This is a genomic window from Kitasatospora sp. NPDC059803 (assembly GCF_042732255.1).
In the GTDB taxonomy this organism is placed as follows: Bacteria; Actinomycetota; Actinomycetes; order Streptomycetales; family Streptomycetaceae; genus Kitasatospora.
Genome location: NZ_JBHWIJ010000050.1, coordinates 1 through 5,947, shown reverse-complemented (window position 1 = coordinate 5,947; position 5,947 = coordinate 1). Strand labels below are relative to the sequence as shown.

Below are 5,947 nucleotides of genomic sequence, written 5' to 3'. Positions count from 1 at the left end.
TCCGGGCCGTCTGGTCCATCTGGTCCGTCAGGGCCGTCCGGTCCGTCAGGGCCGTCCTCCGGCGGCGGTCGGGGGCCGCACACGCCGTGGTGGCGCTCCGGGCGGGGGCTCGCGTTGGCCGCCGGCACGCTGGCGGTGGCCGTGGTGGCCACCGTGCTGATCGTGAACAGCCAGGGCGGCGGTCACCACGACACCCTGCCGGCCGCCAACGAGGTGGCCCTCCAGGCCCCGGCCGACCCGGGGCCGGACCCGTTCACCCCATCGGTGGAGACCCAGGGGGTGAGCGCCCCCGCCCCCGCCCAGGAGCCGCAGTCCGGGCCGGCGCCGCAGTCCGCCCAGGCACCGCAGTCCGGGCCGGGCGGCCGGTCCACGGCCGCCTCCCCGGCGGTGATCCACAGCGTCGAGGGCAACTCCGCCGGGCTGTACGGCGGGACGATGACCAAGCCCAGCTGCGACACCGAGCGCCTGATCGGGATGGTCTCCAGCGGGGACTCCGGCCGCGCCTGGGCCTCCGCCGCGGGCGTCCAGCAGTCCGAGATCCCGTCCTACCTGCGCTCGCTGACCTCGGCCTACCTGCGGGTGGACACCCGGGTCACCAACCACAACTACAAGAGCGGCGCCGTCGCCGAGTACCAGTCCGCGCTCCAGGCCGGCACCGCCGTCCTGGTGGACTCCCAGGGCGTGCCCCGGGTGCGCTGCTCCTGCGGCAACCCGCTGAAGCCGCCGGTGCTGGTGAGCGACGCCAAGTACACCGGGAAGGCATGGGCCGGCTTCCACCCGACCACGCTGGTCGTCGTGGTGCCCGCGCCGCAGCCGGTGACCGAGATCATCCTGGTGAACATCGAGACGGGCGGCTGGTTCTCCCGCCTGACCGGGCGGATCGACGTGGTCGACCGGAACGTCGGACCGCCCAAGGGGCCGCTGGCGCCAGGCGTCCCGCCGCCGGGGAAGATGACGCCCACCACGCCGGCGGGCACGGCCTCGACGTCGCACTCGACCTCCGCCTCGTCCTCCGGGGCCACCTCCGGGGCGACCTCCGGGTCCGGCTCGGCGACGACCTCGGGTTCGACCTCGTCCGGGGCGACCTCCTCGGGGGCCACGTCCTCCGGAGCGACCTCGTCCGGGGCGACGTCCTCGGGCGCCTCGACCGGGACGGGCTCCGCCTCGGCAACGTCGTCCACCTCCTCGGGCACCCCGACCGGGACGACCAAGACGACCGGGTCCTCGACCGGCTCGTCCACGGGGTCGTCCGCAGGCTCCTCGACGGGGTCATCCACGGGCTCGTCCACGGGTTCGTCCACCACCAAGACGCCGACCCAGACCCCGACCCAGACGCCGAGCACCAAGGCCCCGGCGACCACGACCGGTTCCACCACGACGAACACCACCAACGGCACCGCCCCCGGCACCACCGCGACGGCCACCGAACCCCCGAAGACCGCGACGGCCGGGAGCGCCACCCCCAGCTGATCCGCCCGACTCCCCCGCACCACCCGCCACTACCCGCCGCCACCGGCCGCCCGTCCGCCGGTGGCGGCGGCGCGTCTCAGGGCAGCAGCACCTCGGCGTCCTCGGGCCCCAGCACCCGGCCGCCGGCCGCGCGGACCTCCATCGCCTCGATCGGCGCGCCCGTCCCGCGTTCCACCAGCCGGGCGCGCGGCTCGCCCTCCGCGAAGAACCACTGGTCGCCCCACTGCCGCAGCGCGGTGATCACGGGGAAGAGGGCGCGCCCCTTCTCGGTCAGCACGTACTCCTGGTACGGGCTGCCGTCGGCGGCCGGCGCGAGCTCGAACACCCCGTTGGCGACCAGGTTGGTGAGGCGGGCCGAGAGGATGTTCCTGGCGAGGCCCAGGTTCTTCTGGAACTGCCCGAAGCGGCGCAGCCCGTCGAAGGCGTCGCGCACGATCAGCAGCGTCCAGCCGTCGCCGACGACGTCGAGCGGGCGGGCGACCGGGCAGGTCGACTCCTCGTGCGTGGTGCGCTTCGGCACTTCTCCCACCTTCCACGGTCGGCGCCCAGCCTAGCGGCGAGTCGCGTGGTTGCTTATTGAAACCACAGTATGCCAGGGTGGCGTGGTAGCACTTTGAAACCAGTCCGGCCGTGCCCGCCACCAGGAAGTCCCGCCCATGACCTCGCCCACCCGCGCCACCGCCGCCGAAGCGCCCCCACGCGGCCTGCCACCCGCCGCCGCCTGGCTCCTCTCCGTCGCCTGCGGCCTCGCCGTCGCCAACGTCTACTACTCACAGCCCCTGCTCGACCTCATCGCCACGGACTACGGCATCGACCCGGCCACCATCGGGCTCGTCGGCACCCTCACCCAGACGGGCTACGCGCTCGGCCTGCTGCTGCTCGTCCCGCTCGGCGACCACGTCAACCGCCGCACCCTCACCACCGCTCAGCTCGGGCTCTCCGTGCTCGCCCTCGCCGCCGTCGCGCTCGCCCCCTCCGCGCCGCTGATGCTCGCCGCGATGGCCGCCGTCGGAGTCCTCGCGGTGGTCGCCCAGGTCGTCGTCGCGTACGCGGCCTCGCTCGCCGCGCCCGCCGACCGGGGCCGGGTGGTCGGCACCGTCACCAGCGGCATCGTGGTCGGCATCCTGCTCGCCCGCACCGTCGCCGGCACCATCGGCGACCTGGCCGGCTGGCGCGCCGTCTACGTGGTGTCCGCCGTCGCCACCGGCGCGATGGCCCTCGCCGTCGCGGTCGTCCTCCCGGCCGAACGTCACCGGCCGTCGGCACCGACCGGGCATACCTCGCAGACCTCGCAGACCGCACGGATCAGCTACCCCCGGCTGATCGGCTCGGTGTTCACGCTCTTCGCCGAGGAGCCCGTGCTCCGCGCCCGGGCGGTCCTCGCGCTGCTCACCTTCACCTCCATCACCGTCCTGCTCACCCCGATGGTGCTCCCGCTCGCCGCCCCGCCGTTCAGTCTCAGCCACACCCAGATCGGGCTGTTCGGCCTGGCCGGTGCCGCCGGAGCCCTGGGTGCCGGCCGCGCGGGCCGGCAGGCCGACCGCGGCCGGGCCGAACACACCGCCGGCATCGGCCTGTTGGCCATGCTCGCCGCCTGGATCCCGGCGGCCCTGCTGCCGCACTCGGTGTGGTGGCTGGTGCTCGCCATGGTGGTGATCGACTACGGCCTGCAGTCCGTGCACGTGGTCAACCAGCACCTGCTGTACCAGGTCCGCCCCGAGGCGCAGAGCCGGCTCACCGCCGGGTACATGCTCCTCTACTCCGCCGGCTGTGCGGCGGGCGCGATCGGCTCCACCCTCGTCTACGAGCACTGGGGCTGGACGGCCGTCTGCCTCCTCGGCGCGGCCACCAGTCTGGCCGCACTGCTCTACTGGCTTGCCAGAAAGCAGAATTGACGAAGCCTCGGAATGGCTCCTCGCCCTGATCCGGCGGCGTCCGCGCCAGGCCGTCGGCGAGGTCCACCGCCGTGTCGCTCTCGAAGGGGGCGGCGCCCCGGCCACCGACGGCGCGTCACGGGGCGGGTATCGTCCGGGCCATGAAGGCAGTGTTACGCCGGGTGTGGTCCCTTCCGTTGGCGGGCGCGGTGGTCTCGCTGCTGGTGCTCTGCTGGAGCCTGTTCGCCGCGTCCGCGCAGTGGCGGGCCGCGAGCCGGATAGACGCCGCGCCGCTGCGGGTCGACGGGACGGTCAGCGCCGTGGCCCTGCGCAAGGGCGGCTGGCTCTACACCATCACCTACCGGGCCGGGGATCGCGACTACCGCACGTCGGCGCTCGGCCTCAAACGGGTCGAGAAGCCGCACGTCGGGATGACCGTCCCCCTGGAGGCGGCGGCGGACGACCCGGCCACCGTGCGCGTGGCCGGCGACCACTACCCCAACGACGACATGCCCGCGACCTACGTGCTGGCCGCGGTGGGCGCCACGGCGGTCCTGCTGTGGCTGGTCGGCCTGCTCGTCCAGCGCGCCCGGGGCCGGACTCTCCTCCCGTGACGCCCGGTTCGGCCGCCGGGCCGGTTCGCCCACCGCCTCGTGGGTGCGGCCGCGCGGCGCCCGCCGCCCCCGTCAGTCCACGCAGGGGATGCCGCCGGCCTTGACGGCGGGGCCCTGCATGGGGAGGCCGGCGGCGGGGTCGGTGGCCGCGTCGCCCGGCCCGGTGGTGGCGGCGGCGGGGCTGGGGGTGCGGGTGACGGCGAGGGTGACGACGATGTGGCCGGGGGCGACGACGGCGGCCGCGGTGGCGGTGACGCCGTAGCGGGTGGCGAGCTGCTGGGCGTCGGCCTTGGCGCCGCTGCCGTAGGTGACGGTGGTGGCCCTGGTCCTGGCGGCGGCGTCGCCGATCCTCCCCGGCTGGTAGCCGAGTTCGGCGAGGGCCTTGGACTCGGTGGCGGCCGCGCCGGCGCCCGCGACGGCGTTGACGTCCACGACGGCCCTGGTCGCGGTCGGGGAGGCGGCGGACGGCGAGGGGGTGGCGGTCTCGGCGGCCGTCTCGGTGGGCGCGGGGACGGCCTGGACGGGGGCCGGCTCGCGGTTGAACAGCTGCCGGACGATCTTCTTGATCAGCTCCGGGTTGACGGTGTTGACCTCCTGGCCGCCGACGGTCTTGAACCCGGTGATCGGCAGGGTGTTGAACTCGACGTTCCCGCCGGTGAGGTTGGGCGCCTGCTGGGCGAAGTCGAGGATGTTCCACTCGTTGTCGATGACGACGTCCTTCTTCACCACCCCGAACAGCTTCTGCATCTGCCCGAAGTCGTTGAGGATGCCCTGCTGCTTGAGCCGGTACTCGACGGAGGAGATGAACGCCTGCTGCCGGTGGGTGCGGTCGAGGTCGCCGTTGGCGAGGTGGTGGCGCTGGCGGACGAAGGAGAGGGCCTGGGCGGCGTTGAGGGAGCTGATGCCGGCGGGGAGCTTGAGGCCGGTGCCGCCGCCCTCGTGGGCGGCGGTGCGGGCGGTGATCGGGTCGTCGACGGGGTGGTTGAGGCAGACCTGGATCGGCTCGACGGCCTTGGCGATGTCGTAGAAGCCGATCAGGTTGACCTCGGCGAAGTGGTCGATCGGGACGTCGAGGAAGCCCTGCACGGTCTGGATGGTGGCGGAGCGTCCGGCTTCGCGGCTCTGCCGTTCCAGGTCGGCCTTGGAGAGCCCCTTGCCGGCGAGTTTCTGCTCGGCGGCCACCTTGGCGATGCCGTAGGCCTCCTTGATCTTGTGCATCTTGCCGTCGGCGCCGAGGGTCTGCACGTAGTCGTCGCGCGGGACGGACAGCGCGGTGACCTTGCCGCCGTTGGCCGGGATGTGCAGGACGATCAGGGCGTTGGTGTTGTAGCCGCCGATCTCGCTCGACCCGGCGTGCAGTTCGTCCTCGACGAACTGCTTGGGCAGGTCGTTGCCGTCCATGTCCTTGCGGCTGTCGAGGCCGATCAGCAGCAGGTTGACGGACTTGTCGAGGTGGGGCGGGGCGTTCTTCTTGGCCTCGCTCAGCGCGGTGGACTTGGTCATGCCGTCGTCGAGGCTGCGGTACTCGTACCAGGTGAAGCCGCTGGCGCCGAGGACGGCGATGGAGACGGTGCAGGCGAGCGTGCGCCCGGCGACGGTCAGCGGGGCGGGGCCGCGGCGCGGGGCGCGGCCGCGCGGGCGGAGGCGGGCGGCGCGTTCAGCCACGACGGCTCCTTCCGGCCGGGGTGCCCGCCCTGCGGAGCCGTCGGCGGTCGAGCGCGATGCGGACCACGACGACCAGCAGCGCGACCCCCACCGCCGCCGCCATCACCGGGAACGCCCCCACCACCCACCGCAGCGCGCCGGTGCCGAGCTGCTTGCCCTGGTACGCGTCCCGGTTCGCCAGGTACTCGATGCCGGCGGCGCCGAGCAGCACCACGAGCGGGGCCGCGGTGACGACCCACCAGCGGCCGGCCCGGCTGCACAGCGCCGCCGCGGCACCCGTCCCGCCGACCGCCCCGACCGCGAAGAGCACGCCGACGCCGGGGC

General features: G+C 74.1%; 6 protein-coding genes. 3 read left to right on the top strand and 3 right to left on the bottom strand.

Going from position 1 to position 5,947, the window contains the following annotated elements; translation table 11 throughout:
* Positions 1 to 114: 114 nt before the first annotated feature.
* Positions 115 to 1,470 carry a DUF6777 domain-containing protein gene (locus ACFV6I_RS11350; RefSeq protein WP_380424635.1) on the top strand — a complete coding sequence of 452 codons (1,356 nt, stop codon included), beginning with the start codon at positions 115 to 117 and terminating at the stop codon, positions 1,468 to 1,470.
* A 76-nt stretch (positions 1,471 to 1,546) separates the two neighbouring features.
* Here the strand turns inward: ACFV6I_RS11350 and ACFV6I_RS11345 are convergent, their stop codons facing one another.
* Complete coding sequence (locus ACFV6I_RS11345) at positions 1,547 to 1,990, bottom strand: helix-turn-helix domain-containing protein (protein WP_063350649.1); 444 nt, start codon at positions 1,988 to 1,990, stop codon at positions 1,547 to 1,549.
* Between the two features lie 136 nt (positions 1,991 to 2,126).
* On the opposite strand from ACFV6I_RS11345, the gene ACFV6I_RS11340 reads away from it, so the two are divergent.
* Entirely contained in the window at positions 2,127 to 3,365 is a 1,239-nt protein-coding gene (locus tag ACFV6I_RS11340) for an MFS transporter (RefSeq protein WP_380424633.1), read from the top strand.
* A gap of 140 nt (positions 3,366 to 3,505) precedes the next feature.
* Positions 3,506 to 3,958 carry a hypothetical protein gene (locus ACFV6I_RS11335; RefSeq protein WP_159398579.1) on the top strand — a complete coding sequence of 151 codons (453 nt, stop codon included), beginning with the start codon at positions 3,506 to 3,508 and terminating at the stop codon, positions 3,956 to 3,958.
* A 72-nt stretch (positions 3,959 to 4,030) separates the two neighbouring features.
* Here ACFV6I_RS11335 and ACFV6I_RS11330 read toward each other — a convergent pair whose 3' ends face one another.
* Together ACFV6I_RS11330 and ACFV6I_RS11325 are read right to left on the bottom strand one after the other, a co-directional pair.
* On the bottom strand, positions 4,031 to 5,623 hold the full coding sequence (locus tag ACFV6I_RS11330; RefSeq protein ID WP_380424631.1) for an LCP family protein: 1,593 nt from the start codon (positions 5,621 to 5,623) through the stop codon (positions 4,031 to 4,033).
* Positions 5,616 to 5,947, bottom strand: a 332-nt coding sequence (locus tag ACFV6I_RS11325; protein ID WP_380424628.1) for a DUF6542 domain-containing protein, incomplete at its 5' end; no start/stop codon positions are given. The genes ACFV6I_RS11330 and ACFV6I_RS11325, both read right to left, overlap by 8 nt.